Consider the following 25,779-nt stretch of genomic DNA (forward strand, 5'->3'; position numbering starts at 1 on the left):
ATTATCACTAATCCCCACACCGCGTCCAGTCAAACCCTGAGTATTGGCCATTTGTTTTATTGTCGAGGATATAATAACAATACTGCGTACCCGGGCGGGCAGTTATACTCACCTGGCCGCGGTTGACCAGGTCGACGGAATACAACCCCAGATTGGCAATAAAGGCACACAGATGATGATGAATAAACTCCACGCTTTTCAACTCAGCAGCCAGGGCTTTGTCCATATATTGAGGAATGGCGGCAGGCTGGAGAATACTGCTGACCGACTCACCGTTTTCATCGATATACTCCAGCCACTGCCATTTGAGCGGCAGGGTTTGCAGATACCGTTTTTTTATAAAGGGCCGGGCCTGACAAACCCAGGCGAACGGCCGGTTGACACCATATTTTCCGGCCCATTCCGCGGCTTGTGCCGTTTGCTCCCGGTATGTTAACGCCACCCCCAGGTGGGCAGGCAGCTCAGCATCAACGACCTCAATCCAGAGCGACCGGGCCGGCGGTAATAGATTGCCATACTCTACCTCCCGGGTAACAGCAGCAACCACCGGCGATGCTTTCGCAAAAGGCGCCAGCAAAGAAGAAGCCTCGAATATTTTCGCCTTCATATTATTGTTATTAATATTTTGCCAGAAGGCAGCCATCGTATCAACTACCTGGAACCTTGCCCCCGGCGGCTTGTCAGGCAAAGCGGCTGCCTGCCTGACAATATCTTTTAATATTTGCATGTATCACTTGCTCCTGTTGCCTTTTCCTCTAATTTCCCCACCCGGCGGCCGGTTTATGTAACCTGTTTTTTGGGCTGAGCCCTGTCTGGCCCCTGAGCTCAGCATAATATTTGACTTCTGCCGCCAAAGAAGATACAAATCTGTTTAGATATTGTTGTTTTCCCACTGCCCACGCCCTATTGACGGTATATGAAACAATCTCTATAATAATTAACAGGCACTTATATCTTCGTACAACGAACAAAACAGGGGGAAATCTAAAATGCAAACAACACCAACAGCCGCAAGCCAAACGGCAGAGTCTGCGCGGCCGACAAGACAGCGGGTAGTGTTAGTGGCCATTCTGCTCCTTACCTTGCTCGTAGCTTACCTGGACAGGGTAAATGTCTCGGTTTTACTGGCCGACAATACATTTCTCACGGAGATGGGGATTAAAGGCCAGCCTGTCCAAATGGGTCTGTTAATGACATTATTCTTAATTGCCTATGGCGTGGCCAATGTGGTGCTCAGCCCGCTTGGCGATTACATCGGCCCCCGCAAAGCCATGTCTATCTCCATATTGCTGTGGACCATCTCGGTTATGATCGGCGGCTGGGCAATGACTTTTGGCACCATGCTGGTGGCCAGGGTGATTCTGGGAATCGGCGAAGGCATGCACTGGCCAATGCAAAGCACTTTTGTAAAAAACTGGTTTCCTCCCCACGAGCGGGGCAAAGCCAACGGGGTCTGGCTGATCGGCCTGATGGCTGGACCGGCTCTGGCAATGCCTTTTTTCAGCTGGATTGTATCTACCTGGGGCTGGCGTCCGAGCTTTTTTATCCTGGGGGCCCTGGGCCTTATCCCCTTGGCCTTACTCTGGTTTTTTGTCACCGATCATCCGCGGCAGCATAAACGGATCAATGCGGCTGAGCTGGAGTATATCGAAAGTGCCCTTAAAATTGAGGCGGAAGAAGAAGCCAAAATTAAAACAGAAAGCTTAGGTGAACGGCTACGCTCCTTTGTGCTCAATTACCGGTTCTGGCTGCTGACAGTCAATTACTTTTGCATAGCCTGTATCTGGTGGGGCACCATGGCCTGGCTGCCGTCCTATCTTAAAGCCGCCCGCGGTTTCTCCTGGGCAGAAATGGGGGCCTTGGCCTCTTTACCCTATATTCTCGGCAGTATCAGCATTCTGTTCTTTGGCCATCTGGCTGACAAACTCGGCCGCCGCGCCCCGTTCATTGCCATTGCTCATCTCGGCTCAGGCCTCGGGCTCTATTTCGGCGCCACTGCCAGCGATAATCTGACCGCCGCCCTGCTGATCTCTGCCGGCATTGCCTCAGTTGCCATCGCCCTGCCCTCCTCCTGGGCTATTCTCCAGCGCATTGTGCCCGGTAAGGCAATCGGCGCCGGCGCCGGTATGATGAATGGCCTGAGTAATGGCGGTTCAGCCTTTGCCCCGGTGTTAATCGGTTTTTTTATCAGTCTGACCGGCAGTTATGTGGGCGGGCTGATGTTCCTGGTTGGCGTTGCCGCCCTGGGCTGTGGCTGTATGACCATCCTGTCCCTGCAAAAATATTAATTGGGCAAAGCCCCTGCTGCTTGCAGGAAATAGTCAATCAATCTAGTATATGGTTACCTGGAGGGATGAAAATTGCTAAAAGAATTTCATTTAAGGCTTGGTGACAGCCAGGTCAAACTAGCACTGCCTGAAGAACAAATAATCCATGTTGTCGAAGGTAAACCCGCGGCAGCAATTACCGATGTACCGGCAGCAGTTAAAGCGGCGCTCCAGCAGCCGATTGACTCACCGCCCCTGAGCGAGGTGGTACAGGCCGGCGATACTGTGGCTATCATTGCCAGCGATATCACCCGTCAATGGATTAAATATGATCAATTCCTGCCAACCCTGTTAAATGAACTGAATGCCGCCGGCATACCTGACAGCAATATTACACTGATCGTCAGCCTGGGCGCTCACCGTCACCACACTGAGCAGGAAAACATTCTTGTATACGGCCAGGAAGTAACCGGCCGCGTCCGGATTGAACAGAGCTATGCGCCGGCCGGCGAGGACTTCATTCATGTCGGCACTACCACCCGCGGTGTGGAAACATATATCAATAAACATGTCGTTAATGCCGACAAGGTCATCCTGACAGGCGGCATTGTCTATCACCTCATGGCCGGATTTGGCGGCGGCCGCAAGGCCATTATGCCTGGTGTCGCCGGCTATGCCAGCATTCAGGGCAACCACAGCTTCTGCCTGCATGAGGTTGTCGGCCAGGGCATCAGTCCCAGTTGCATCTCCGGCAAACTGGAAGGCAATCATATGAATGAAGATATGATCGAAATGGCGGCCATGGTCAAACCGGCCTTCCTGCTCAACGCTGTTTTCACACCGGAAGGCAAGTTTGCCCGCATTGTGGCCGGTCACTGGCACAATGCCTGGCGTGAGGGCTGCAAAACGGTGGAAGAGATCTTCGGTGTACCCATTCGTGCCAAAGCCGATTTGGTCATTGCATCGGCCGGCGGGTTCCCCAAAGATATCAACCTGTACCAGGGATCGAAAACTACCGATAACGCCTATATGGCCGTTAAAGAAGACGGTGTCATCATCGTCCTGCTGGAATGCCGTGACATTATGGAACCGCCTGATTTCAGCGGCTGGTTTGACTATGAATCATTGTACGACCGGGAAACAGCGCTGCGCAAAGCCTTTACTGTTCCTGGCTTTGTCGCCCTTAAAACCGGCCTGATGGCCCGCAAAGTCCCGTTCATTATTGTCACCCTGCCGGAAAACAAGGCCTTTATTGAAAAGGCCGGCCTGATTGCCGCAACCACAATCGAAGAGGCAATGGCGATTGCTGAACAAAAGCTGGGTCGCAAAGAATATACCATCACCGTAATGCCCCATGCGGCCAATACGGTGCCGCTGCTGCAGGGATAATGGCAGCCAAAAACAGCCCGGACCTGTACCAATCAGGTCCGGGCTGTTTTTTACCCGGCGGCAGCCCTACCCCGCACTGCTCTTAAATATAATCCGGATATCAACAATCTCGGGCTGATTGCCAATCCGGACAGGCGGGCCCCAGGTGCCATAACCGCAGGAAACAATAACCTGATACGCGCCTTTGCGCAAATACCCCCAATCCAGCTCAAACAGCCGCTCTGTCACCAGGTTATTGGGAAAAAACTGACCATGGTGGGTGTGACCGGATAGCTGCAGGTCAACCCCCTGCTGCTGTCCCTCTGTCAGATTCTGCGGCTGATGATCCAGCAGAATAACCGGCAAGGACCGGTCAATTCCCTGCATAACGGCCGGCAAGGTCAGGCGTTTGGCCCCCTCCATCCGGGCCACCGTCGGATCATCCCGCCCTACCACATAAAATTGCTCATTAACCTTTACATACCGGTCACGCAACACCTGCACCCCGGCCTGCTCCAGAGCCTGGACAGCCAGCAGGGCCTGCCCGCCAAGATACTCATGATTGCCCAGGACGGCATAAACACCGTACCTGGGAGTCAACCGCTTCAGCAGTGTCGCCATTTTCCGCTCGATAAACAGCTCGGCATCCTCATCTATCGTATCGCCGGCCAAAAAAACAATATCCGGGTTCAGGCGGTTGATCTGATCTACCATGGCCGTCAAACGGTCCTTGCCAACAATAAGCCCCAGATGGATATCCGCCACCAGGACCGCCCGCAGGCCTGTCAAGCCCCCCGCAGATTTCCTGATTGTCACCTCATAACGGCAAATCCGGGGGTTGCGGCCATTCCAGACCCCGTAAGCAAGCAGACAGCCAACCGTTACTGTTACGGCAGCGCCTAACCAGGCTGGCGGCAGCCCCGGCGCTGCCGGCCACAACAAGCCGCCGGCCAGGCGTATGCTGTCAACCAGCGCCCAGCTTACCACCAGATAATACAGGGCAGCCAGCCAGTAATTGCCGGCAACAGCAACCAGGCCGTTAAGCCAACGGGGAATCCAGCCCCGGCCCAGCGGGGAGATTAAAGGCGTAGAGGCCAGCAGCACATAACAGCCCCAGTAATACCCGGCGTAAGCCGCCAGGACCCCGCCCCAGGACTGGTACAAACGTAGGCCGGCGTAATAGCAGGCGGCTGCGTAAACTAAGAAAAACAAGCTGACAATAGCAATAAAGGACTTCATCTTTTCTCCTGTAAAAAATAAAAATAAAGTACATCCATCTACATCTTTCGCGCCGGCGCCATATTATCCTGCCGGCCGGCAGTCTGCGGCCGGTCAGCAGAGATCCCACAATTACATTGCACTGCGCTTTGCCGCTCACAAAAACAACTTTTCCCGGCGAGGCAGGATTTTCGCTACTTTTGCAGTAATTATTAGATTACAAATAACTGCCGGAGAAAAATATTCCGGTTTATTTGTTGACCCCCTGCAAAAATTTAATGTAAGTGAGGAGATTGTCATGAAATCATTACAAGGTACAAAAACTGCTGAAAACCTGATGAAAGCATTTGCCGGCGAATCACAGGCCAGAACCCGCTACACCTACTATGCCGCCACCGCCAAAAAAGAAGGTTATGTTCAGATTTCCAACCTATTCACGGAAACAGCCGACAATGAGAAGGAACACGCTAAGCGTTTCTATAAGTTTCTTATCGAAAGCTTAAACGGTGAGATGGTTAACATTCATGCCGATTATCCTGTTGCCTGGGGTGACACGAAGGAAAACCTGCTGGCGGCGGCCAACGGGGAAAACGAGGAATGGTCAGAATTGTATCCTCATTTTGCCGCTGTTGCCGACCAGGAAGGCTTTCCGGCGATCGCTGTCGTATTCAGGAAAATAGCCGAAGTGGAAAAACACCACGAAGCCAGATACAGAAAGCTATACAATAATCTGATCAACGAAACGGTGCTCAAAAAAGACTGTGCCGTGGAATGGAAATGTAACAACTGTGGCTATATCCATACAGGCGACCATGCCCCCGAACTCTGTCCTGCCTGTATTCATCCCAAAGGCTTCTTTGAAGTATTTGTGGAAGCATATTAAGCGTGTTTCTATAAAGAAAGGAAACACGGCTTACACGCTGGCGAAAGCAGAAGCCGCTGCTGCCTTTATCCGAGAAAGCTACCCTTTTTATCGGGAAACAAAGCCGGAACCCTTTCTATCAGGGTTCCGGCTTCTTTATTATATCCGGTTTTCAACCTTACTATTATATTTTACTTTACCTAAAATCGCTCAGGCAGAACCTCCAGCCAATACCCGTCCGGATCGGCAATAAAGTAAATGCCCATTTCCTTGTTTTCATAACAAATACAGCCCATCTGCTTATGGAGCTGATAAGCCCGGGCAAAGTCGCTGGTGGTAAAGGCCAGATGAAACTCGTTTTCGCCGAGGTTATACGCAGTCTGCCGCTCCTTCAGCCAGGTCAGCTCCAATTTATGCGGTGTCTGCCCATCGCCCAGATAGACAATGATAAAACCTGGTCTTTCAATACGCCGGGTTTCTTCTAATTCCAGCGCCTCTTTATAAAAGGCCAGGCTTTTTTCCAGGTTCAGCACATTAATATTGTTGTGCGCAAATCTAAAATTCATTACGATTCCTCCCACTTATATCTTATCCCTGCCGGTTCCGGGTCCCGCTCAGCCACAACTGGTTAATAAAATCCTGAATATCATCACGTAAAACAACACCATGGCCTGTACAAAAAAAATCAGGCTGGTAAGCACGTAGCCTGCCTAAGCCGGTGATAAAGGACGCAAACTCCGTACCGCCGGCAGCTGCCTGGCCGGCAACATACTGGCAGGACCCCCGCCGGATATAGTCACTGGCGGAAACAAGTTCGCCGGCCGGCAGGGCTTCGCCAAAATAGCAGAAAAAATCACCAACAAACAGGGCCTTCGTGATGTGATCATAGATGGCAACCGAGCCGGGAGAGTGAGTATTGACGAAAATTATCGCAAAATCACTGAGACCAGCGGCTGTAAGACGGAAGCCATCAGCCAGCGGCGCATAAGCAGCAAACTGGGACGCCAGCGGCGCCGGCAGGAACGGCAAATCGTCCGCATGCACAAATTTCCGGGCCTGGCCAAAACATTCAGCCCCCTCAACATGATCATGATGCCCATGAGTCAGTAAAATATGAGTAACCTGCGCCGGCGTCACACCAATTTCAGCAAGCGCGGCGATGATGGCCGGCTGATATTGCTTCAGACCGGCATCGATCAGGATCGTCTGGCCGTTCCGCTGCAATACATATAAGTTTGTATAAGAGGGAACATCCCAGGTATAGGTATCTTCAACGGCGATTACATAGGCGCCGTCAGCCATCCGGGACAGTAAATAATTCATGCTTTCACCGCCATATTGTTGATAAAATGTGGTTAATTTATATTACCACATTTTACAAGCCGGGGCAATAAACGGCCCGCTCCGGGCTTATTGCCCAACCGGAAACCGTATTTTAAAAATACTGCCTGCCCCTGGTGCGGACAGCACAGTGATCCGCCCCTGGTGTCTCTCCAGGATGCTAAGGCTGACGGCCAGCCCCAAACCGGTATTGGTCGCTTTGGTGGTAAAAAACGGGGCAAAAATCTTGCTTTTCTGTTCCCGCGGAATGCCCCGGCCTTCATCCTGGACATACAATATCACCTCCTGTTGCTCATGAGCGGTACCCAGCGTTAATCTGCCGCCTGCCCCCATTGCCTCAATGCCGTTGCCGGCCAGATGCATAATCAGCTGTTCAATCTCAGCGGTATCCAGATTCACCAGCGGCAGTCGCTCAGCTAACACCAGCTCGGCGGCAATACCGTTGGGGGCAGCAGCCTGCTGAATGGCCGGATATACCTTTTTTACAATGTCATTCAGGTTTTGCGGGCTTTTTTTACTCGTTTTATTATGAGCCAATAATATAATATCGCTTATAAAATCCTCAATTTTGCCTAATTCCTGCAGGATGATTGCTAACGATTCACCGCTGCAACAGACTGCCCTTTTGTCCTGTAACTGCAAATAACCTTTGATCACAGTCAGGGGATTTCTAATCCCATGCGCTACCCCCACAGCCATGAGCCCAATCAAATCCCGGCGGGAAATCCTGGCTGCCTCCCTGTCATTTGCCCGCGGATAGATATTAATCACCGCCAACGCCCCCTCTCCATGTAACTCATCTCTTTTCAGTGTCATTAAGACACTTAAATTCGGCAGTAATTGTAAAATTCCTCTCCGTCAATGTCTTATGGACACATTAATTGAACCTGGGACATAAGCGCGTTATGGTAATAGTGAGGAGTGTGGGCTTATGAAAACCCTGGGTACAAGAATCAAGCAATTGAGAAAGCATCTAACGCAAGAAGAGCTAGCCGCCATACTTAAAGTAGACCGTTCAACCTTAGCCTCCTGGGAAGTAGACCGCCGGGAACCGGATATTGCCACCCTAAGCCGCATTGCATCCTACTTCCAGGTTAGTATTGACTGGCTTGTCGGCCATAAATCTGCTAAAGCCGACAATGGCGCCAGAATGGTTTTGGTCCGGGAGACTGCCGGCGACTATCTGCTAACAATTGACAAAGCCTGGGAGAAAGTGATTGCCACTGCCCAGGCCTACGGCGTTGAACCCGATATTGTTCAACAGCTGGTGGAGATAAACGCTAAAATCGCGTTAACGATGAACCACAGCCAACAGAAAAAGTAATTCGGCACCAACGGGATATTCGCCGCCGCTAACGGCCGGATATCCCGTTCACTGTTACGCCTGAAGCTGATACCGCTACCTGGCAGCAGGTAGCGCTCTTTCCGGCTGGAATATAGCAATAATCTATTCTTTGTCAGGAGCTGTTGTCATATGCTTGCCATCCTAAAAATTCTTGTCACCCTTGCCCTGATTGTCTTCCTGCTGAACCGTAAAGTAAAAATGGGCAACGCAATGCTGGCCGGGACCACTGTCTTATGGCTCCTCTCCGGCGGTAACCTGCTGCATGCCCAGACGGCAGTAATAAATACCGTGCAGAGTCACAGCACCTGGGAGATCGTGCTCGCCTTGTATTTCGTCATGTGCCTTGAATATCAGCTGCGTACCGGCGGCATTATCGACGGCTTAATGACCACCGCCCGCCGGGCCTTGCGCAGTGAGCGTATCCTGCTGGCATTAATGCCTGCTTTTCTCGGCTTTTTACCCTCCCTGGGCGGGGCAATTTTCTCGGCGCCCTTAGTGGAAAGCGCCAGCAAGCCCTATCAGCTGACCCCGGAGACGAAAACAGCAATTAACTATTGGTTCCGCCATATCTGGGAATATACCAACCCGATTTTTACCGGTATGCTGCTTGCCAGCCAGCTTTCCAATATTCCGCTCAGTGCCCTGATCGCCAATATGGCCTGGCTGACAGTCCTGGCGACCGTGATCGGCTGGCTGTTTTTCCTGACAATGCTGAAAAAACAGCCGGCACCAGCAGCACCTGTCAATACCAGCCAGGCTGCAGACCGCGGGTATTATTATGTTACACTGGCAGCAGGCCCTATCATTGTGAACTTTATGCTGGTCGTTTTCCTCAAACTGGCCGCTGCCGTTTCTATGGCCCTTGTCGTTGCCGCTATGGTCCTGCTGTTACGGCAGAACCTGACCGGTATCCGGGCTATGCTGGCTCATGCCCTGGACCGCAAACTGCTGTGGGGCATTGTGGCGATTCTTTTCTTTCAAAACATCCTGCGGCAAACCGGCGCCATTGAGGATATTGCCGTACTGCTCAACAACCTGGCAATCTCCAATGCTGTCGTTGTTGGGGCAATTGCTTTTATTGCCGGGATTTTAACAGGTACCTCCCAGGGCTTTGTTGCTATAACCTTTCCTTTCATCGCGGTTTTGTCACCCGGTGATATCACGCTGGCGATGGTCTGTTTTGCCCTGGGTACGGCCGGACAGATGCTGTCCCCGGCCCACCTCTGCCTATTGGTGACACTGGATTATTTTAAAGCCGATTTCCTGAAAACGCTGCGCCCGGTGGCCTGTTTAGAACTCATTATGATTATTGCGGTCTGTGTTGTCACAACCTTCCACTAGCTGTTTGTTGTTTCCAGGCCAGCATCCCGCCCTTAAGAACATAGACCCTGTCAAAACCGGCCTTGGTTAAGATTTGAGCACCGGTAGTCGCCCTGGCGTCAGACCGGCATACAACCACAATCTTTTTAAATTTATGTGCTTGCAGCCCGGCCAGACTGCCTGCCAGCCGGCCGATCGGGATATGGAGTATCCCGGCCAGCTGCCCAAGCGGGCCGGTCAGTTCCTCCTTTTCCCGCACATCAATCAGCACTACATCGGTTGTATCGGTCTGCAGCCAGCGGCTTACTTCCTGCGCTTCGATATACCGGACTTTAATCTCATTTACACCGGCAGCCATAGTACCCCTGAGCGCACAGGCCGGCGTATCAACAGGAATCCAGGCCGCCTGCGGATCTTGGGCACAGGCGTAATTAGCCGTAAGCACATCACGCATCCAATCGGCAGGGTCCGGCTGCAGGTCGTCCAGATATTTAATAAATTCTTCTTTGCTGCGTTGCTGCAGATGGGGATTGCTCTGCCGCTGCCTGCCAAGGGTTGACGGCTGTCTGTTCCTGTATTCATGGGCCGGATAAACGACCAGTTCAGCCGGTAAAGCCCGGAGTTTGTTCAGACTCTCCCAGTGGTCGCCCGGGCTGCCGCCCGGCAGATCGTCCCGGCCGGCGCCGGCATCGTCAAGAAACAGAAAATCTCCGGTCAGCAGCTTGTCCCCAATCAGCAAGCTAATCGAATCAGGGGTATGACCAGGTGTATGCAGAACGGTAATCTCCAGGGTATTGCACCTGAGGATATCGCCATCCTGCACGCGGGCACTGACACACTGCGGCGGCGCCGCTGCATGCATCACATATTCGCAGCCGGTTGCATCCCGTAATGCCGAACCGGCAGAGATATGGTCGGCATGGCTGTGAGTGTCAATAACATGGGTAAGGCTTAATCCTTCCCCTTTTAATAAAGCCAGGTAATCACTAAAATGGTCAATTACCGGATCGACGATAATAACCCGCGGATCGTTTTTGCTGCCGATAAGGTACGTACGGCAGGCCTGCGGGTTTAACTGCCTGAATATCATAACTCACCCTCCTCCTGACCAAAGTTTGATTTGATTATACTATAGCATGGATATTGTTCGTAATAGCTATGATATAATAAAGAAAAATGGACAGGAGGCGGTTACCGTGGTTGTCATTAAATTAAAAACCGGCGCCCAGCAGGCTTTGCCTGACAAATACAGAACCATCGAGGATTTTTATGAAGATATCAACACCTATGAAGAAATAATCTTTGCCTATAACGGGCAAAAATATGTTGTTACTTATTACGATCATATATTGTCAGTCATGCAATATAATGCTGCCGCTACAGAACAGCACTACCCATCCCCGCAGGCTTTCGCCGAAAACTTTACCCTTGACGGTACCAGCTTCCAGGATCTTGTTACCAAAATTAGTGTACTTGTCCGGTAAACAGTGTGGCAACAAACAACCGGCCTCCGCTTCGGAGAGGCCGGTTGTTTGTTGCTATCGCTTATTGCTTAACGAATTCGCTTTCCTGGCCGCAGAGTAGATTTTTTCCACAACGGCCTTCATCACACAAGGCATAAGGATATAGATGGGAAAACCATAGCTGTGCTGCCAGTTCAGCGGCATATATACCCCCATTGCCTCCAGTACAGGCTCACAAACAAAAGCAAATACGCCAGCTGTCAGTACGCTGATGCTGATAAATCCCCGCCAGCCTGGAAAATACTGATATTCCAGCATATAGATCACCGGCAGCGGGCTGGAGTCAATAAACGCAACAAAGGAAGAAAATGGCAGCAGCTTGTAGGGATATGTCCAGAATCCGGTTTCAAAGCCGATGGTATCCAGCCTCATAATGATTAAGTGCATGAATAGCCCGAATAACCACAGCTCCGGCAGTTTTCTCCGGTCAGCCGTGTAATAGAAGATGATCCACGGCACAATAAGCAAGGCTAAAAGAAACCACCATTGCCAGGTAAACAGATTATATGCCAGCCAGTATTCAATCCGGGCCTGGGTTAGAGCCTGGGTTAACTGCGTTAATTGCTCATTTGTGGGCACACCAGACATGCCATTCCTCCTCAAGGTTATAGACATAATATAACCTGCTGTAGGCGGGAATTATTCAGGCAGCCTGCGGGCAATCTCCGCAGAAAAATCCCCCGCCCGTCATACCTCCTGGCTGTTTTGACGGTGCATAACGCCCGTAAGATATCGTACCCTAACTTAAAAAATTAAAGCTCCGCTTGCTTAATGGCAAAAAAAAAGCACTATCTGGGCCTTGGCTGCCTCACATAGTGCCTTATTGCAATTTATCCTTTCGGTTTATACGGCAGCCCCTGGGTTCCCTGATATAACATAACCTCACGGTCAGCCATTACCTTGACGGTAACCCGCAGTACAACCGCGACATCAAATCGCCGGGTGCAGCGACGCGGTCTTTTGTGCGGTTTGCAATGATGGTCATGATCGTGATCGCAGCCACAGTCAGGCTTGCACTTATGTTTTTTATGCTTCTTGTGCTTATGATGACCGTCATCGCAGTCGCAGTCATCATCCCAGTCGTCGCAGTCATCATCATAATCATCGCAGTCACAGTCATCATCCCAGTCATCACAATCATCATAGTCATGACCCTTTTTTTTGTGCCAATAGGCACGGCAGTGCTTATCAACATCATAATCCACAAACTCTACGAAAACGCCGGCATCGGCGTCCATCCCCCGCCTGGCCCCCGGGATATCGGCGTGGGCCGTGAAACGAATCGGCCACACTTCCACGGCGTGCACCGGCTGCCTTGGCCGGCAGGCGACATATAAGGCCTTAACCTCGAATTTTCCTCTGACAATAACCTTATTGTGTATGACATCAACACTGTTAATTTGCAGTCTTTTAACAAAAACATCAACGATTTGCTCAATGGCAGGTTTGTGGCGCGGCACCACCACATGCACATCAATTGATTTTTGAACATCCTGTGCGCCCAATACCTGCTGGACGACAAGAGACTTCGAGCCGGCGCTGATGCCGGCAGTACAATATTGCGGCCGATCCCATGGTTCTATGTGTGTCATTGTTACCCTCCTTTCGCGTCTTATACCATATATATGCAAAAGGACGGAAGAAGACAACAGCAGTTTGCGGTAATACTATTTGTTCATGGTTTTTCCAGTCCCCGGAAGCTGGGCGACTTAGTATAAGCAATAATAAAATCAATAAAAGCCTGGGCCGCTTTTGACAGATATTTTCCCTTCTTCCAGGCAAGGCCGATCGTGATTGTCAAAGGCTCAGCCAGCGGCACACCAACCAAATTAGGCTGGTTACGAACCACCATGTTCATTAAAAAAGAAATGCCGGCATTACTTGCGACCATTGCCTTAATTGTCTCGATCTGATTGGAAGAAAACACAATACGGGGGGTAAAACCGTGGCGCGCACATTCTTCAAGTATTAACTGGCGGTGATAGAATTCTTCTTTTAACAGGATGAAAGGCTCGGCCTGCAATTGACTGAAAGCAACCGGCTTGGCAGTATGCAGGCGATGCTCAGGCGCCAGACACAGCATGATCTCTTGCTGAGTAACAGGAACAGTATTGAGCACGGTTGAAGACTTAGGCAGGATAATCAGGCCTAAATCCAATTCTTCTTTTTCCAGCATTGACCGGGCCGCCAAAGAACCTTCTTCATACACCGCTAAATCGAGATTGGGGTAGGCACTCTTAAACAGGTTGAAAATATTGGGGAAAAGATAGGCCCCAATCATTGGCGGAGCCGCAAATTTAATACTCCCCCGGTTCAGCTTGCGAAAATCCTCCATTTCATGGACAGCTTGACGGACATCAAACAAAATTTTTTTGATTCTAATCTGAAAGGCTTGCCCCTCAGCAGTGATAGCAATCTTTTTCTGACTGCGGTCAAACAGGAATACCCCCAGTTCTTCTTCCAGCTTCTGAATAGCGTTAGTAATTGATGGCTGGGCCACATGCAGCTCTTCGGCCGCCCTGGTAAAGTTCTGCAGCCTGCTAACAGCCTCAAAATATTCAAGTTGACGCAATTCCACGTATGATTCCTCCATTTTTAATAGTCACTACCTATTGTACCATAGAATATCGATATTTTAATTACTTATGTACCGGTGCTAAAGTATAGATAATCTCTGTCGTGAACCTGATTGTCCTTGATAAAAGGCATACTGGCAAAGCTAACATGGCCGGCTGCATATAGGTTGCGTTATATATAATACTATCATCGAGGTGAACTATGCTTAACTTTGACGTACTCGTTATCGGCAGCGGCGGCGCGGGCATGCGGGCGGCCCTGGAAGCAGGCCGGCAACAGGGCCTCGCGGTCGGTCTGATGACTAAAATGTTCCCCACCCGCTCAGCCACCGGCTGTGCCCAGGGCGGCATCAACGGTTCTTTGCAGAATGCCGATCCTAATGATTCTATTGAAAAACATATTTTTGATACCGTAAAAGGCAGCGACTATCTCGGCGACCAGGATGCCATTGAATACTTTATCAGCAGCATGCCTGCCGCCATCCGGGAACTGGATTACCTGGGCGTCCCCTTCTCCCGGGACGGCCAGGGCCGGATTGCTCAGCGCAACTTCGGTGGCGCATCCTCACCCCGGACCTGTTTCTCAGCCGACGTAACCGGCCATGTTATTTTGCACACCCTGTATGAGCAGTGCCTGCAGCATGGCGTAACCATGCTGGCAGAATGGTACCTGCTGCAAATTGTTACCGACCAGGGCCGGCTATGCGGGGTAGTCGCTTATGATTTAAAAGGCGGCCGGATTGTTCCCATTGCGGCCAAAGCGATTATTGTCGCCACCGGCGGCGCCGGCCGCATGTACTGGCTCCGTACCACCAATCCATTTACCTCGACCGGCGACGGTATTGCCGCTTGCTTTGAGGCCGGCATCCCGGTCAAAGACCCTGAGTTTATTCAGTTCCACCCTACCGGCCTCGCCGGCACCGGCATCCTGATGTCAGAAGCCTCCCGCGGGGAAGGCGGTTATCTGCTAAACAACCAGGGTGAACGCTTTATGGCCCGTTATGCGCCGGCAAAGATGGAGCTTGCCACCCGTGACCTTGTCTCCCAGGCCATTGAGACCGAGATTAAAGAGGGACGCGGCTTTGGTGAAGGCCTGAGCGCCTACGTGCAACTGGATCTGCGTCATTTGGGCCGGGATAAAATCCTGGAGCGTCTGCCCCAGATTCGCGAGCTGGCAATCACCTTTGAACAGGTAGATCCGATTGAACAACCAATCCCGATCCGCCCCAGCTGCCATTATTCGATGGGCGGCATTGATGTCATTGACTACCGCACCTGTGCGACCGCGGTTGAAGGCATTTTTGCCGCCGGCGAGGCGGCCTGTATCTCAGTCCACGGCGCTAACCGCCTTGGCGGCAACTCGCTGGCCGACATTGTTGCCTTTGGCCAGTTTGCCGGTCAGGGCGCGGCCGCTTGCGCCCGGCAGCGGCAAGCCGTCAATCAGGCTCCGGTTGGCCAGGCCGCCCGGGCCTGGGAGGTCAGGTATGACTCGGTTACCGCCAGAAAAACAGGCGTTACTACCGCCTCGATCCGCGACCGGCTGGCGGAAGTCATGTGGAATAAGGTCGGCGTATTTCGCAGTGGCGAGGAAATGCAGGCTGCCCTCACAGTCGTTGACAGCTTGCTGCAGGAGTACCAGGCCGTGATGGTGCCTGACCAAAACAAGCTCTACAATACGGCCTTTGTCAGCTACATCGAACTCGGCAGCATGCTTACCGTGGCCAAAACAGTCGTCCTTGGCGCCCTGAACCGTCAGGAGAGCCGGGGCAGCCATTGCCGGGCCGATTTCCCCGGCCGTGATGATGCCAACTTCCTGAAACACACCCTCGTGTCCCGGGCAGGCCAGTCGTACAATATATCTTACCGGCCAGTTGTCATCACCAACTACCCGCCGGCAGAAAGGAAATATTGATGCGCCAGATAACCTATAAAATTGAACGCTTTGACGGAGCAAAAAATTTCATCCAGGAATATACCTTCCCCCATCAGCCTGGCAAAACCATTCTCTGGGGCCTGATCACCATCAAGGAAACCATTGATCCCACCCTTGCTTTCACCGCCGCCTGCCGGACAGCGGTCTGCGGTGCCTGCGCCGTTCGTGTCAATGGCCAGGCCTTGCTGGCCTGTGAAACCCCGCTTGACGGTATCCTGGGCCGCTGCGGTGATACGCTGACCATCGGGCCAATCCAAAACTTCCAGGTTATTCGCGACCTTGTCGTTAACTGGGAGCCCTAGGCCGAGCGGTTACTGGCCGCCAACACCTGGCTGAACCCCAAAGACGAATTCAACGCCCGGGAAGGCTGTCGTCAAAACGCGGCCGACTTTAAGAAAATCAACACCCAGGCCGGCTGTATTCTCTGCGGTGCCTGTGCCTCCGAATGTTCCAAGCTCAGTGCGAACAACAAGGATTTCCTCGAGCCTTTTACCTATTCTAAAGTATGGAAATTTGTTGCCGATACCCGGGACAAGTCGGCAGCCGAACGTGTTAAGGCGGTTGTTGATAAAGGCCTCTGGCGCTGTCTGCACTGCGTCGAATGCAGCACAAAATGTCCCAAAGGGTTAGCTCCCGGCGAAGATATTGCCCGGCTGCGCCGGTTATCCATCAAGCTGGGTTATACCGATAATCCCGGCGCCCGCCATGCCCTGGCCTTCCTGCAGGACATTGAGGCTACCGGCCGCCTGAATGAAACTAAATTGTCGGTACGCAGTGTCGGCCTGCGAGGCTCCATGGCCAAATTCCCGTTGGCCCTCCGCCTGCTGCGCCGCGGCAAACTCAATCCTTTCCAGTTCCCGCACAAGGTCAAAGGCCATGCGCAGCTTAAGGCCATCCTCAACGCAGCAAGGGAGAGTGAGCAATAATGAAATACGCATTTTTTCCGGGCTGTGTACTGGAGGGAGCGGCCAAAGAAAACTATCTGGCCACTACTGCTGTGGCCAAAGTACTGGGGATTGAGCTTCGCGAAATCCCCGGCTGGACCTGCTGCGGCGCGTCCCATGTGCAGGACGTGGACGATCTGGCGGCAACAGCCATTAACGCCCGTAATATCGCCTTAGCCGAGCAAATGGAACTGCCGCTGTTAACGGTGTGCAATACCTGCACCTTAATGCTGCGCCAAGCCAAAGCCAAGCTCGACAACGGCCAGCAAGAAACCGTCAACAGACTCCTGGCTGCTGCCGGCCTTACCTATCGGGGCACCAGCGATATCACCCATTTACTCTGGGTGCTGCTGAGCGACTATGGCCTGGACCGGCTGCAGCGGTTGGTTAACCGTCCCCTAACCGGTCTTAAAGTGGCTGCCTACTACGGCTGCCATATCCTCCGCCCCCCGGTCCTGATGGATTTTGAAGACCATGCTAATCCCCAGTCGCTGGAAAACCTCATTCGCGCCCTCGGTGCTGTACCTGCCGACTATGAGGCCAGACTGAACTGCTGCGGCTTCCATGCTACCTATACGGCCAGCGAGGACCTGATTCGCATTACCGGTGAAATCAATCACAGTGCGGTCAACGCCGGAGCGGACTGTATCGTAACCCCCTGTCCGCTGTGCCAGATGTCGCTGGACATGAATCAGCCGGAAGGTCAGACGGCGGTGGGCTGCCGGCAGGAGATGCCGGTATTGCATCTGGCCCAGTTAGTAGGACTGGCGCTGGGACTTGCCCCGGAAAAATTGGGGTTGAATATGCACATTGCCGGCCGCGAAGCCATAAAGGGAAAACTAGTGTTAAAAAGTTAAACGACAATCCACAGGAAAACGGTCTGAAGCCGCGCCAGGGTCCAGACCGTTTTTTGCATTGAGCCGGCTTACACCTGAGATTTTGCTTAGGCGTTACAGCCGTTTTTGCTTGCTTAGTATGCATAATTCACTTCAATAGGTCAAATAAAGTCAAAAAGTCAGAAATAGTTATACAGGATGCGCATTATGATCACCATTGCCTTTAATTGCCTGACAAAGCCGGAAATCAGCTTAAATCAGATAATTAGGAACTCCAATCAATAACAATTATCTGGTAATATGTAATTGTAAACATTTGCATAAAGTGAATATCCAACCGCAATCAGTGCATATGAATATTAACAAATCAGGAGGCGTATAATTATGGCAAAAATAGTGGGTATTGATCTAGGTACAACCAATTCGGTTATTGCCGTACTGGAGGGAGGACGGCCGACAGTCGTTGCCAATGCAGAAGGCAGCCGGACCACGCCTTCCGTCGTATCCTTCCGGGATAAGGAGCGTCTTGTCGGCCAGCTGGCCAAACGGCAGGCAGTACTCAATCCGGCTAAAACCTTTGCCTCAGTAAAACGGTTCATTGGCCGCCGCAATGATGAAATCTCGGCCGAGGCTAAGCTGGTGCCTTATAAAATCAGCGCCGATGCCAAAAATGCGGTAAAGTTTGTCGTTGATGATACGGCTTACGCACCGGAGGAAATTTCCGCGCTGGTATTGCGCAAACTAGTAGACGATGCCGGTAAATACCTGGGTGAAAAAATCACCGAAGCAGTCATTACCGTCCCGGCCTATTTCAATGATGCCCAGCGGCAGGCTACCAAAGACGCCGGGCGGGTGGCCGGTCTCAACGTACTGAGAATTATCAACGAGCCCACAGCCGCGGCCCTGGCTTACGGTCTTGATAAAAAGAAAAACGAAACTATTCTTGTTTTCGATCTGGGCGGCGGCACTTTTGACGTTTCCATCCTGGAAGTGGGCGACGGGGTCTTTGAAGTCAAAGCCACCAACGGCGACACCCACCTGGGCGGTGATGATTTCGATAAAGTCATCGTCGACTGGCTGGCCGCCGAATTCAAAAAAGATCACGGCATCGACCTGCTGGCCGACAAACAGGCCCTGCAGCGGTTAACCGAAGCGGCCGAAAAAGCCAAAATTGAATTATCGTCAGTGTCGGAAACCTCGATTAATCTGCCGTTCATCACGGCCGATGCCAACGGACCCAAACACCTTGATACCAAACTCAGCCGGGCGAAATTTGATGAACTGACCCATGCCCTGGTGGAACGCTGCCGGCTGCCGGTGGAAAAAGCGCTGGCTGATGCCAAGCTAACGGCGGCCGCCGTCGATGAGGTTATTCTGGTAGGCGGCTCCACCCGCATACCGGCGGTCCACAACCTGGTTAAAACCCTAACCGGTAAAACCCCCAATCAAAGTGTCAACCCCGATGAGGTCGTGGCTGTGGGCGCGGCTATTCAGGCCGGTATCTTAAGCGGTGAGCTCAAGGATGTAGTTTTGCTTGACGTAACCCCGCTGTCCCTGGGGGTGGAAACAATGGGCGGCATTATGACCAGGATTATTGACCGCAACACCACCATTCCGACCCGGCACAGTCAGGTGTTCAGCACCGCTGACGACAACCAGCCCGAGGTGGAGATTCACGTGCTGCAGGGCGAACGGGAGATGTCGGCCGACAACCGGACCCTGGGCCGGTTTAAGCTTGGCGGCCTGCCGCCGGCTCCCAGAGGTGTGCCGCAGATTGAGGTCACCTTTGATATTGATGCCAATGGCATCCTGACGGTAAGTGCCAAAGACCAGGCCAGCACCAAAGAGCAGTCTGTCACCATTACCGGCTCCAGCAATCTGGACAAAGCGGCTGTCGACAAAATGGTGGACGATGCCAGGCAGTATGCGGCTGAAGATAAAGAACGCCGCCGCCAGGGGGAGCTAAAAAATGATCTGGACAGTCTCAGTTATCAGGCCAAAACCCTGCTGGACAAAAATACAGCCACCCTGCCGGCTCATCTGAGCGGCCGGCTCAGCGAGGCGGTGGCCCAGGCCAAAGCGGCGGTCGAGCAAAATGCTGCCATCGATAAACTGCAGCAGACCAAGGCCGAACTGGAACAAGCCTATACCCAGGCCAGCCAGTATCAGCCCCCGGCCGCCAACCAGCCACCGCCGGCCGGTGACGACAATATTATTGACGCCGAATATGAGTAAAATAAATCAGCCCCGGTAAAGGAGGGCGATGCTGATGAAATACATCGACTATTACGAGGTTCTGGGCATACCCCGGACAGCATCTGACAAAGAAATTAAGCAGGCTTACCGCCAGTTGGCCCGTCAGCATCACCCCGACCTGCACCAGGGGGATGCCAAACAGGCTGCCGAAGAAAAATTCAAAGCCGTCAATGAGGCTTATGAAGTGCTGGGTGATCCCGAGAAGCGGAGCAAATACGATCAGTTAGGCCGCAATTGGCAGACTGGCCAGGACTTTGAACCGGCCGGCACCGGTTTTGCCTACAGTACCCATAACACAGCCGATTTTGATCTGGGCGGCTTTGGCTTCAGCGATTTTTTCGCTAACATATTTGGTCAGGATTTTGCCCAGCGGCGGCAGACAGGCCGGCCGGCGAGCTTCAAAGGCGAAGATATTGAGGCCGAAATCAGCCTGTCGATTGAAGAATTACTAAACGGAGCGGAAAAAGACCTGCATCTGACCACGCCTAATGCCTGCATTGCCTGCGCCGGCCAGCGGTTCACCAGCCGGGGCGTCTGCCCGGCCTGCGGCGGTCTGGGCATGACCGAGGAGAGCAAGACTGTCAAAGTCAAAATCCCGCCCGGTCTGCACCCCGGGGCCAGCCTGCGCCTCAAAGGCCTCGGCGGTCAGGGCCATGGCGGCGGTGCCGACGGCGACCTTTATCTCCACATTAAAGCCGCCTCCCACCCTTCCTGGCAGTTGGCCAACAAGGCGGATCTGACCATGGACCTGACCCTGCTGCCCGAGCAGGCCGTACTCGGTGCTAAAATACCGGTGTCAACCCCTCACGGCCAGTTGCAGGTAAAGGTACAGCCAGGCGTCCGCTCCGGCCAGCAGCTGCGCCTCAAAGGCAAAGGCCTGCCCCAGGGACCTGGCCGCTATGGCGATCTTTTCCTCAAAATCCGCATTGATATTCCAGCCAGACTGACAGACGAAGAACTGGCGCTGTACCGGCAAATCCAGAAACTAAAAGCGCCGGCAGCAGAGAATTAACCGTCCGGACGATGCAGCAGGCAGCCTCATGCTGCCTGCTGCATCATTTTTCCCCATCAGAATTTATAAAAGTTCAAGGCTATGAGCTTAAGAAAAATCTTTACCCTCAAGGGCACAGGCGGCTTCATATTATGATTTTTCATAAACCTGACTCCCTTCTGTTGAGGCTGTTATTAGTCCCTCCCCCGCTGGCGGCAGCACTGCCGTGCTCCCGGGCCGCTGAATAAAACCGGTATTTGTTCTTACCATTATTTTTTGCCATGTACATAGCTATATCGGCATTTTTAATCAACGTGTCTGCATCCAGACCATGCTGCGGACAAAGGGCAATCCCGGTGCTTACCGACAAAAAAAATTCGCAGTTATCCAAGCAAAAAGGATACATAAACACCTGCCTGATAGAAGCTGCTGTTGTGGCGGCCGCCGCCGCCACTTCCTGCCCGCTGCCGCCCTGCAGAAGCACAAGAAATTCATCGCCGCCAATTCTGGCCAGCATCGCCCCGGGACCCAGAACAGTCTTAATCCGCTCAACCACCTGCTTCAATGCCGAATCGCCGCAGGCGTGGCCTAAATTGTCATTGAGCAGTTTAAAATCATCCAAATCAAGAAACAGCACCGCCAAGGTCCTGTTATCCCGGTCCCCGGCGAGCGCCGCGGCGATCTGCTCGTAACACCGGCGGCGGTTAGGCAAACCGGTAAGATAGTCATAATTGGCATGATATTGGACCAGGGCGGCGGCAGCCCTGCTGTCTCTGATTTCCTGCTGCAGGTCCGCATTACACGCCTCTAGCTCCGCGAGCTTACGCTCTATTTCCGCCGGGATTACCCCTAACTGCGTATTTCGCCCCCTGGCCCGGTCACAGCGGTCCGCACTATAAAGGAGAAATTGCCAGAACACGCTGCAGAAGACACACCAGCTGCAGGCGGCAAGAAATCGCCAATAAGCCGGGACATTCCTTATCAGGGCAGCAGCAACCGCCAAAACCAATACACATACTATTCCATATACCAGCAGCAACAGGCGGCTCAGCTTACGGGTACGGCTGGCCTGATACCCGCGAAAGCCGTTGTAGAGGCTCATAATTGCGCTGCCAAAAGCTATAAAACCAGCAATAAGCAAATTATCCTCTCTCATTTTGTCTTACCTCGCAACCCTGAGTTAATAATTGGCCACAACCTGGTCATGGGCCCATAATAAGGATTCACGATAAGATTTGGCCACATCCTGCTCATTGATTCCCAGCTCAGCCACACACCCGGCATAAGCCTGCCATTCGCCTTGCTCATAAGTCCTGATCAGCTTATACAGCATTAATAATGGCCGCATCCGGGATAATATCTTCCAGAATCTCTACAGCTACGAATTTTCGGGGCAGCATTGCGGAAATTTTTTTTTAATGAATTAGCGGTAAAATTAATAAATGCTTTTTTACCGCTTGTCAGTGTTTCCAGGCCAAATAGCAAAAAGCTGTTGGCAATGACATCATGCGTGGCATGATCACCGTCGGCACGGTCATAGCTGTTGATAAAATGGCTGCGAAACAACAGTTCGTAGCCAAAAACATTCAGCTTATTATCAAATATAGGCTGCCGGGCCACATGAACTTCGGTTTCCTGTGCCATAAGCCTCCTCCTTTCGGCTAGTATTCCTGTTACCGGTTATGTTGCCGGTAATCAAATTCCGTCAGTTCCACCAGCGTGACCCCCAGAGCAGCCGCCAGCTGCTGCAGATAAAAAATTCCCGGATTCTTGCGCTTGCCTGCTTCAATTTCACTGATAGCCGATTGCGGTACTTTTGAGATAATTGCCAGTTTGTTCTGAGACAGGCCTTTACTTGCTCGCAATCGAGCCAATTGCTTGCCGAGGTTAGTCATTTCCTCACCTCCGATACAAACTTAATCATATTCTTATACTTTTTGGGATTAATGTCAATACTTATAAGTATATAAATCTTGAATTTGCTTGTGTTACACTAGCTATACGAATCCATATAACAAAGGAGCATGCTTATGAAAATAGGGCAGAAAATCAAAGAAGCCCGGGAATGCCAAAACATCAGCATGAATCATTTAGCCCAGAAATGCGAAGTTTCCCAAGCGAATTTGAGCCGTATTGAAAGTGGCCACCAGCAACCGGCTTTCGATACACTGGAGCGGATTATCAGTGCGTTAGGGTTCTCTCTCGCGGAATTTTTTGCCGACGGCACGCCTGACATCACGCCTGATATAAGAGCTCTGCTGCCGATTATCCAGACACTGACCCCCAGGCAAAAGCAAGCCTTACAGAGATTTTTGGAAGCAATGCAGCAATAGTCGGCTTATAGGCTGCTTGCGAAAAGCGCCAAACCTGCGGTTCCCGCCAGAAACAGACCGGATATGCCAAGCAGGGAACAGGCTTACCTCCATTATGACAGTGCCGGCAAACCCGTTCAATCTCTCAGGCATACAACAAATTAAGCAAATAAACAAAGCTCACTATCCCGCAGGGATAGTGAGCTTTGTTTTGGCGGCAAACGCTTGAAGGATAAACAGGAAAAATGTCTAATGTAACAATGTTCCAGTATTGGAGGAATAAGCAGGGAGGTATCCATAATGACGCAACGATATAAATTCAACTGGGATCTTTTGGGAGATATTGCCGAAGGCAGGCCAAACCTCGGACCAATGGTCCGGACGGAAATTTACCGCTTGATGCAGTTTAGCTTCCGGGATGTCCTCGAACAAACATATGGTACAGAAGCGGCAGACAAGCTGTTTTATCAGGCCGGCCTGCTGGCAGGCAAACAGTTTTATCAGAACGTAATGAAAGCAGCGGCAGCATTTAATGATTTCAGTGATTTTATCAAAACATTCCAATCCACCCTGGCTGAAAAGGGGATTGGGATCCTGCGGATAGAAGCAGCCGATCACGCCCGGGGCAGATATGTGCTCAGCATTGCCGAAGATCTGGACTGCGCCGGCTTGCCTGAACTGGATTATGAGATATGCGTGTATGATGAGGGCTTCATTGCCGGCATTTTTGCAAGCTATACCGGCCGGGAATATACCGTCAAAGAGGTCGATTGCTGGTGCACCGGTGACCGGACCTGCCGGTTTGTGGCTGAAGTTGCCGCCGCTAACAAACTTGCCGGCCAACCGGCAGATCGCAGGGAGGTCTAATCATTGAACCCGGAGTTAAAAGCCGAACTGGATGAAATAATAAAGCTCATCCATAGTCTGATTAAGAAAAAAGGGCTGCCGCCGGGACTTGCGGAATACGCGGATAAATCACCGCTCCTGGGACAATTAGTTAATGATCTTACAGCAATCTGCGAATTTGCCAACACATTATCGAATGGGGATTTATCCCAGACCCTGGGGTTGCGCGGCTACTTCCCGGGAGCCCTAAAAGCCTTGCAGGCCAATCTCAGGCATTTGACCTGGCAAACCAGCATGGTAGCTGCTGGCGACTACAGCCAACGTGTTGATTTTATGGGTGACTTTTCTTTATCTTTCAATACTATGATTATCCGGCTGCAGCAGGCAACAGAAAATGAGCAGCGCTACATTGCCGAGCTGGAAAAAAGCCAGGCGGCAATTGCTGAAAGTGAAAGAAAATACAGGCTGATTGCCGAAAACACCGATGATGTAATCTGGCTGCTCGACAAGTCTATGAAAGTCTGTTACATCAGTCCTTCCATAACAAAATTAACAGGCTATGCACCGGAAAAGTTTACCGGCAAAACAGCAGTCGAAACACCGATGCCATGCTTGCAGGCAATTTTTCACGAAGCCAGTATTGCCTTTGCCAATGAAGCTGCCGCCAAAAAACCATTGATCATTGAGAGCGAACAGGTTCGCCACAATGAGAAAATCATTTGGACAGAATCGCTGGTGAGTATTGCCAGCAATAATGAAGGTGACTTTGTTGGTTATCTGGGCGTAACCAGGGATATTAGTGAACGCAAAAGAAACGAGAGCCTTGTACGCCAGGCCTATGAACGAAGAAAAAAAGCTGAGTTTTTCAATCAGCTGACCCTTGCCAAAAGTGGCAGTGAGCTGGAGATGCTGCATATAGCCAGGCAAAATAAAATTTATATCCCGCAAAATTTTTCTTGCTTGGTGTTGACTATAACCAGCCTGGATACACTAGTGGCTGATGAGCATAACTTACACCGCAAACAGCAGATTATTGACGCACTTGTTGACTTCCTCAGCCGGAAGGAAAGCACAATTGCCTGGGAAACAACCAGCGGTATTGCTGTTATTGTCCCGGTTCCGAAAACAACTGACCGTAAAACAGCCGAATTGGAAACAGCCCGGGAATATAGCAAAGAGATATCTCTGTATTTTCCCGACCTGCAGATTGTCATTGGGCTTGCTAACTATGCCGCCGGCTTAAGCCTGTTTGCAAGCCGCCTGCATAATGCGGCGACAGCGGCGGCGATTGGAACCCGCATCTGGCCCGGCCAGCAGATTTACCACTATGACGATTGTGGTATTTATCAGGTTTTAGCCCCGTTTGCCAGAACAGATGACGCGCATAACTATATAAAAAGATTGATTGGCCCGCTTATTGCCCATGATAAAGCCGCAGGCACCCATCTTGTCGAAACCCTGGAAAAACTCCTGTCCGGGCTGAGTTTTAAAGAAATAGGCGGACAGATGTATCTGCATCATAAGACCATCCAGCTGCGCAAGCAACGGATTGAACAAATCCTGGAGCTTTCGCTGGATTGCCATGAAACCAGGCTGACTTTGGCAACGGCCCTGCAATTACACAGGCTTACTCAGCCAACGCAAGAGCCTGCTGCTGTTCATACGCAATACTAAGCCGGCCTGTTGGCCACTGTAACGGCTTCCTCCCTGCAGCCAATAATTCCCGCTGGGGACTTACCCTGTAACAGCAAGTAAGACAGTGCAATTTTATGATTTGCCCAGATAATGTAAAATATTTCGCTGTATTTTAGCAAATTAACAATATTTGATCTTATATTACT

28 protein-coding genes and 1 pseudogene are annotated in these 25,779 nt (G+C 51.6%); 15 read left to right on the plus strand and 14 right to left on the minus strand.

Annotation, left to right across the window (positions count from 1 at the left end):
• Window positions 1–7: 7 nt before the first annotated feature.
• On the minus strand, window positions 8–727 hold the full coding sequence (locus tag SPTER_RS17960) for a hypothetical protein (protein WP_144351640.1): 720 nt from the start codon (window positions 725–727) through the stop codon (window positions 8–10).
• A 262-nt stretch (window positions 728–989) separates the two neighbouring features.
• Here SPTER_RS17960 and SPTER_RS17965 point away from each other — a divergent pair, with 262 nt between their 5' ends.
• The gene (locus SPTER_RS17965) at window positions 990–2,288 is read left to right on the plus strand and encodes an MFS transporter (RefSeq protein WP_144351641.1); all 1,299 of its coding nucleotides are present in this window, start codon (window positions 990–992) and stop codon (window positions 2,286–2,288) included.
• A gap of 72 nt (window positions 2,289–2,360) precedes the next feature.
• Window positions 2,361–3,656 carry an NPN-dependent 2-hydroxyacid racemase, LarAH10 family gene (gene larAH10, locus SPTER_RS17970; protein WP_144351642.1) on the plus strand — a complete coding sequence of 432 codons (1,296 nt, stop codon included), beginning with the start codon at window positions 2,361–2,363 and terminating at the stop codon, window positions 3,654–3,656.
• Window positions 3,657–3,722: 66 nt separating this feature from the next.
• Here larAH10 and SPTER_RS17975 read toward each other — a convergent pair whose 3' ends face one another.
• Complete coding sequence (locus tag SPTER_RS17975) at window positions 3,723–4,874, minus strand: metallophosphoesterase (RefSeq protein WP_144351643.1); 1,152 nt, start codon at window positions 4,872–4,874, stop codon at window positions 3,723–3,725.
• 277 nt (window positions 4,875–5,151) lie between these two features.
• Here SPTER_RS17975 and rbr point away from each other — a divergent pair, with 277 nt between their 5' ends.
• Window positions 5,152–5,736, plus strand: a complete 585-nt coding sequence (rbr, locus tag SPTER_RS17980) for a rubrerythrin (protein ID WP_144351644.1) — start codon at window positions 5,152–5,154, stop codon at window positions 5,734–5,736.
• 179 nt (window positions 5,737–5,915) lie between these two features.
• On the opposite strand, the gene SPTER_RS17985 is transcribed toward rbr, so the two are convergent.
• The 3 genes from SPTER_RS17985 to SPTER_RS17995 all read right to left on the minus strand — a co-directional run bounded on the left by SPTER_RS17985 (window position 5,916) and on the right by SPTER_RS17995 (window position 7,872).
• A complete protein-coding gene (locus tag SPTER_RS17985; protein WP_144351645.1) occupies window positions 5,916–6,281 on the minus strand; it encodes a VOC family protein in 366 nt (121 codons plus the stop codon).
• Between the two features lie 22 nt (window positions 6,282–6,303).
• Window positions 6,304–7,038 (minus strand): MBL fold metallo-hydrolase, encoded by a 735-nt coding sequence (locus SPTER_RS17990; protein WP_144351646.1) that lies wholly within the window; start codon window positions 7,036–7,038, stop codon window positions 6,304–6,306.
• An 87-nt stretch (window positions 7,039–7,125) separates the two neighbouring features.
• On the minus strand, window positions 7,126–7,872 hold the full coding sequence (locus SPTER_RS17995; RefSeq protein ID WP_144351647.1) for a two-component system sensor histidine kinase NtrB: 747 nt from the start codon (window positions 7,870–7,872) through the stop codon (window positions 7,126–7,128).
• A 115-nt stretch (window positions 7,873–7,987) separates the two neighbouring features.
• Between SPTER_RS17995 and SPTER_RS18000 the strand changes: the two genes are divergently transcribed.
• Window positions 7,988–8,380 carry a helix-turn-helix domain-containing protein gene (locus SPTER_RS18000; RefSeq protein ID WP_144351648.1) on the plus strand — a complete coding sequence of 131 codons (393 nt, stop codon included), beginning with the start codon at window positions 7,988–7,990 and terminating at the stop codon, window positions 8,378–8,380.
• Window positions 8,381–8,530: 150 nt separating this feature from the next.
• Window positions 8,531–9,742 (plus strand): DUF401 family protein, encoded by a 1,212-nt coding sequence (locus SPTER_RS18005; RefSeq protein WP_144351649.1) that lies wholly within the window; start codon window positions 8,531–8,533, stop codon window positions 9,740–9,742.
• Here SPTER_RS18005 and SPTER_RS18010 read toward each other — a convergent pair.
• Entirely contained in the window at window positions 9,726–10,811 is a 1,086-nt protein-coding gene (locus SPTER_RS18010; protein WP_144351650.1) for an MBL fold metallo-hydrolase, read from the minus strand. The two genes, SPTER_RS18005 and SPTER_RS18010, sit on opposite strands and share 17 nt — an antisense overlap.
• Window positions 10,812–10,857: 46 nt before the next feature.
• On the opposite strand from SPTER_RS18010, the gene SPTER_RS18015 reads away from it, so the two are divergent.
• The gene (locus tag SPTER_RS18015; protein WP_170233314.1) at window positions 10,858–11,205 is read left to right on the plus strand and encodes a hypothetical protein; all 348 of its coding nucleotides are present in this window, start codon (window positions 10,858–10,860) and stop codon (window positions 11,203–11,205) included.
• 54 nt (window positions 11,206–11,259) lie between these two features.
• Here the strand turns inward: SPTER_RS18015 and SPTER_RS18020 are convergent, their stop codons facing one another.
• The 3 genes from SPTER_RS18020 to SPTER_RS18030 form a co-directional block, all read right to left on the minus strand.
• Entirely contained in the window at window positions 11,260–11,832 is a 573-nt protein-coding gene (locus SPTER_RS18020; protein ID WP_144351652.1) for a CBO0543 family protein, read from the minus strand.
• Window positions 11,833–12,074: 242 nt separating this feature from the next.
• Window positions 12,075–12,836, minus strand: a complete 762-nt coding sequence (locus tag SPTER_RS18025; protein ID WP_144351653.1) for a DUF3794 domain-containing protein — start codon at window positions 12,834–12,836, stop codon at window positions 12,075–12,077.
• Between the two features lie 83 nt (window positions 12,837–12,919).
• Window positions 12,920–13,822 (minus strand): LysR family transcriptional regulator, encoded by a 903-nt coding sequence (locus SPTER_RS18030; RefSeq protein ID WP_144351654.1) that lies wholly within the window; start codon window positions 13,820–13,822, stop codon window positions 12,920–12,922.
• A 200-nt stretch (window positions 13,823–14,022) separates the two neighbouring features.
• Between SPTER_RS18030 and SPTER_RS18035 the strand changes: the two genes are divergently transcribed.
• From SPTER_RS18035 to SPTER_RS25970, 3 genes and pseudogenes are all read left to right on the plus strand, one after another.
• The gene (locus SPTER_RS18035; RefSeq protein WP_144351655.1) at window positions 14,023–15,732 is read left to right on the plus strand and encodes an FAD-binding protein; all 1,710 of its coding nucleotides are present in this window, start codon (window positions 14,023–14,025) and stop codon (window positions 15,730–15,732) included.
• On the plus strand, window positions 15,732–16,055 hold the full coding sequence (locus SPTER_RS25120; protein ID WP_246105638.1) for a 2Fe-2S iron-sulfur cluster-binding protein: 324 nt from the start codon (window positions 15,732–15,734) through the stop codon (window positions 16,053–16,055). Before SPTER_RS18035 ends, SPTER_RS25120 begins: the two co-directional genes overlap by 1 nt.
• Window positions 16,056–16,172: 117 nt before the next feature.
• Window positions 16,173–16,322 (plus strand): annotated as a pseudogene (locus SPTER_RS25970) ((2Fe-2S)-binding protein); the annotation flags it as partial.
• A gap of 93 nt (window positions 16,323–16,415) precedes the next feature.
• Here SPTER_RS25970 and SPTER_RS25445 read toward each other — a convergent pair.
• A complete protein-coding gene (locus SPTER_RS25445) occupies window positions 16,416–16,631 on the minus strand; it encodes a hypothetical protein (RefSeq protein ID WP_246105347.1) in 216 nt (71 codons plus the stop codon).
• A 47-nt stretch (window positions 16,632–16,678) separates the two neighbouring features.
• Here SPTER_RS25445 and SPTER_RS18045 point away from each other — a divergent pair, with 47 nt between their 5' ends.
• The 3 genes from SPTER_RS18045 (at window position 16,679) to SPTER_RS18055 (ending at window position 20,801) form a co-directional block, all read left to right on the plus strand.
• A complete protein-coding gene (locus SPTER_RS18045) occupies window positions 16,679–17,554 on the plus strand; it encodes a CoB--CoM heterodisulfide reductase iron-sulfur subunit B family protein (protein WP_144351656.1) in 876 nt (291 codons plus the stop codon).
• 363 nt (window positions 17,555–17,917) lie between these two features.
• Window positions 17,918–19,768: a molecular chaperone DnaK gene (dnaK, locus tag SPTER_RS18050; RefSeq protein ID WP_144351657.1), complete on the plus strand. Its 1,851-nt coding sequence runs from the start codon at window positions 17,918–17,920 to the stop codon at window positions 19,766–19,768.
• Between the two features lie 34 nt (window positions 19,769–19,802).
• Window positions 19,803–20,801: a DnaJ C-terminal domain-containing protein gene (locus SPTER_RS18055; RefSeq protein WP_144351658.1), complete on the plus strand. Its 999-nt coding sequence runs from the start codon at window positions 19,803–19,805 to the stop codon at window positions 20,799–20,801.
• A 139-nt stretch (window positions 20,802–20,940) separates the two neighbouring features.
• Here the strand turns inward: SPTER_RS18055 and SPTER_RS18060 are convergent, their stop codons facing one another.
• From SPTER_RS18060 to SPTER_RS18070, 4 genes are read right to left on the minus strand one after another with little or no spacing between them, the layout of a single operon-like run.
• A complete protein-coding gene (locus SPTER_RS18060) occupies window positions 20,941–21,936 on the minus strand; it encodes a GGDEF domain-containing protein (RefSeq protein WP_144351659.1) in 996 nt (331 codons plus the stop codon).
• A gap of 24 nt (window positions 21,937–21,960) precedes the next feature.
• Window positions 21,961–22,128 carry a hypothetical protein gene (locus tag SPTER_RS24855; RefSeq protein WP_170233073.1) on the minus strand — a complete coding sequence of 56 codons (168 nt, stop codon included), beginning with the start codon at window positions 22,126–22,128 and terminating at the stop codon, window positions 21,961–21,963.
• Window positions 22,113–22,424: a hypothetical protein gene (locus tag SPTER_RS18065; protein ID WP_211367318.1), complete on the minus strand. Its 312-nt coding sequence runs from the start codon at window positions 22,422–22,424 to the stop codon at window positions 22,113–22,115. The genes SPTER_RS24855 and SPTER_RS18065 overlap by 16 nt, the downstream gene beginning before the upstream one ends.
• Before the next feature lie 29 nt (window positions 22,425–22,453).
• Window positions 22,454–22,675, minus strand: a complete 222-nt coding sequence (locus SPTER_RS18070) for a helix-turn-helix domain-containing protein (protein ID WP_144351660.1) — start codon at window positions 22,673–22,675, stop codon at window positions 22,454–22,456.
• 135 nt (window positions 22,676–22,810) lie between these two features.
• On the opposite strand from SPTER_RS18070, the gene SPTER_RS18075 reads away from it, so the two are divergent.
• The 3 genes from SPTER_RS18075 (at window position 22,811) to SPTER_RS18085 (ending at window position 25,612) form a co-directional block, all read left to right on the plus strand.
• Window positions 22,811–23,113, plus strand: coding sequence for a helix-turn-helix domain-containing protein (locus SPTER_RS18075; RefSeq protein WP_170233315.1), 303 nt, complete (start codon window positions 22,811–22,813; stop codon window positions 23,111–23,113).
• A gap of 279 nt (window positions 23,114–23,392) precedes the next feature.
• Window positions 23,393–23,959, plus strand: a complete 567-nt coding sequence (locus SPTER_RS18080; protein ID WP_144351662.1) for a V4R domain-containing protein — start codon at window positions 23,393–23,395, stop codon at window positions 23,957–23,959.
• 3 nt (window positions 23,960–23,962) lie between these two features.
• Entirely contained in the window at window positions 23,963–25,612 is a 1,650-nt protein-coding gene (locus tag SPTER_RS18085) for a PAS domain S-box protein (protein WP_144351663.1), read from the plus strand.
• Window positions 25,613–25,779: the final 167 nt, after the last annotated feature.

This window comes from Sporomusa termitida, from assembly GCF_007641255.1.
Taxonomy (GTDB): domain Bacteria; phylum Bacillota; class Negativicutes; order Sporomusales; family Sporomusaceae; genus Sporomusa; species Sporomusa termitida.

What these genes read in the sequence shown, in the direction of transcription:
- SPTER_RS18010 (WP_144351650.1), bottom strand. Translation starts at nt 10,811, where the DNA reads ATGATATTCAGGCAGTTAAACCCGCAGGCCTGCCGTACGTACCTTATC.
- SPTER_RS18015 (WP_170233314.1), top strand. Translation starts at nt 10,858, where the DNA reads ATGGATATTGTTCGTAATAGCTATGATATAATAAAGAAAAATGGACAG.
- SPTER_RS17975 (WP_144351643.1), bottom strand. Translation starts at nt 4,874, where the DNA reads ATGAAGTCCTTTATTGCTATTGTCAGCTTGTTTTTCTTAGTTTACGCA.
- dnaK (WP_144351657.1), top strand. Translation starts at nt 17,918, where the DNA reads ATGGCAAAAATAGTGGGTATTGATCTAGGTACAACCAATTCGGTTATT.
- SPTER_RS17995 (WP_144351647.1), bottom strand. Translation starts at nt 7,872, where the DNA reads ATGACACTGAAAAGAGATGAGTTACATGGAGAGGGGGCGTTGGCGGTG.
- SPTER_RS18060 (WP_144351659.1), bottom strand. Translation starts at nt 21,936, where the DNA reads ATGAGAGAGGATAATTTGCTTATTGCTGGTTTTATAGCTTTTGGCAGC.
- SPTER_RS25445 (WP_246105347.1), bottom strand. Translation starts at nt 16,631, where the DNA reads ATGGCCTTTGACCTTGTGCGGGAACTGGAAAGGATTGAGTTTGCCGCG.
- SPTER_RS18075 (WP_170233315.1), top strand. Translation starts at nt 22,811, where the DNA reads ATGAAAATAGGGCAGAAAATCAAAGAAGCCCGGGAATGCCAAAACATC.
- SPTER_RS17960 (WP_144351640.1), bottom strand. Translation starts at nt 727, where the DNA reads ATGCAAATATTAAAAGATATTGTCAGGCAGGCAGCCGCTTTGCCTGAC.
- SPTER_RS25120 (WP_246105638.1), top strand. Translation starts at nt 15,732, where the DNA reads ATGCGCCAGATAACCTATAAAATTGAACGCTTTGACGGAGCAAAAAAT.
- rbr (WP_144351644.1), top strand. Translation starts at nt 5,152, where the DNA reads ATGAAATCATTACAAGGTACAAAAACTGCTGAAAACCTGATGAAAGCA.
- SPTER_RS18080 (WP_144351662.1), top strand. Translation starts at nt 23,393, where the DNA reads ATGACGCAACGATATAAATTCAACTGGGATCTTTTGGGAGATATTGCC.
- SPTER_RS18025 (WP_144351653.1), bottom strand. Translation starts at nt 12,836, where the DNA reads ATGACACACATAGAACCATGGGATCGGCCGCAATATTGTACTGCCGGC.
- SPTER_RS18055 (WP_144351658.1), top strand. Translation starts at nt 19,803, where the DNA reads ATGAAATACATCGACTATTACGAGGTTCTGGGCATACCCCGGACAGCA.
- SPTER_RS24855 (WP_170233073.1), bottom strand. Translation starts at nt 22,128, where the DNA reads ATGCGGCCATTATTAATGCTGTATAAGCTGATCAGGACTTATGAGCAA.
- SPTER_RS18070 (WP_144351660.1), bottom strand. Translation starts at nt 22,675, where the DNA reads ATGACTAACCTCGGCAAGCAATTGGCTCGATTGCGAGCAAGTAAAGGC.
- SPTER_RS18005 (WP_144351649.1), top strand. Translation starts at nt 8,531, where the DNA reads ATGCTTGCCATCCTAAAAATTCTTGTCACCCTTGCCCTGATTGTCTTC.
- SPTER_RS18065 (WP_211367318.1), bottom strand. Translation starts at nt 22,424, where the DNA reads ATGGCACAGGAAACCGAAGTTCATGTGGCCCGGCAGCCTATATTTGAT.
- SPTER_RS18000 (WP_144351648.1), top strand. Translation starts at nt 7,988, where the DNA reads ATGAAAACCCTGGGTACAAGAATCAAGCAATTGAGAAAGCATCTAACG.
- SPTER_RS18035 (WP_144351655.1), top strand. Translation starts at nt 14,023, where the DNA reads ATGCTTAACTTTGACGTACTCGTTATCGGCAGCGGCGGCGCGGGCATG.
- SPTER_RS17965 (WP_144351641.1), top strand. Translation starts at nt 990, where the DNA reads ATGCAAACAACACCAACAGCCGCAAGCCAAACGGCAGAGTCTGCGCGG.
- SPTER_RS18020 (WP_144351652.1), bottom strand. Translation starts at nt 11,832, where the DNA reads ATGTCTGGTGTGCCCACAAATGAGCAATTAACGCAGTTAACCCAGGCT.
- SPTER_RS17985 (WP_144351645.1), bottom strand. Translation starts at nt 6,281, where the DNA reads ATGAATTTTAGATTTGCGCACAACAATATTAATGTGCTGAACCTGGAA.
- SPTER_RS17990 (WP_144351646.1), bottom strand. Translation starts at nt 7,038, where the DNA reads ATGAATTATTTACTGTCCCGGATGGCTGACGGCGCCTATGTAATCGCC.
- SPTER_RS18045 (WP_144351656.1), top strand. Translation starts at nt 16,679, where the DNA reads ATGAAATACGCATTTTTTCCGGGCTGTGTACTGGAGGGAGCGGCCAAA.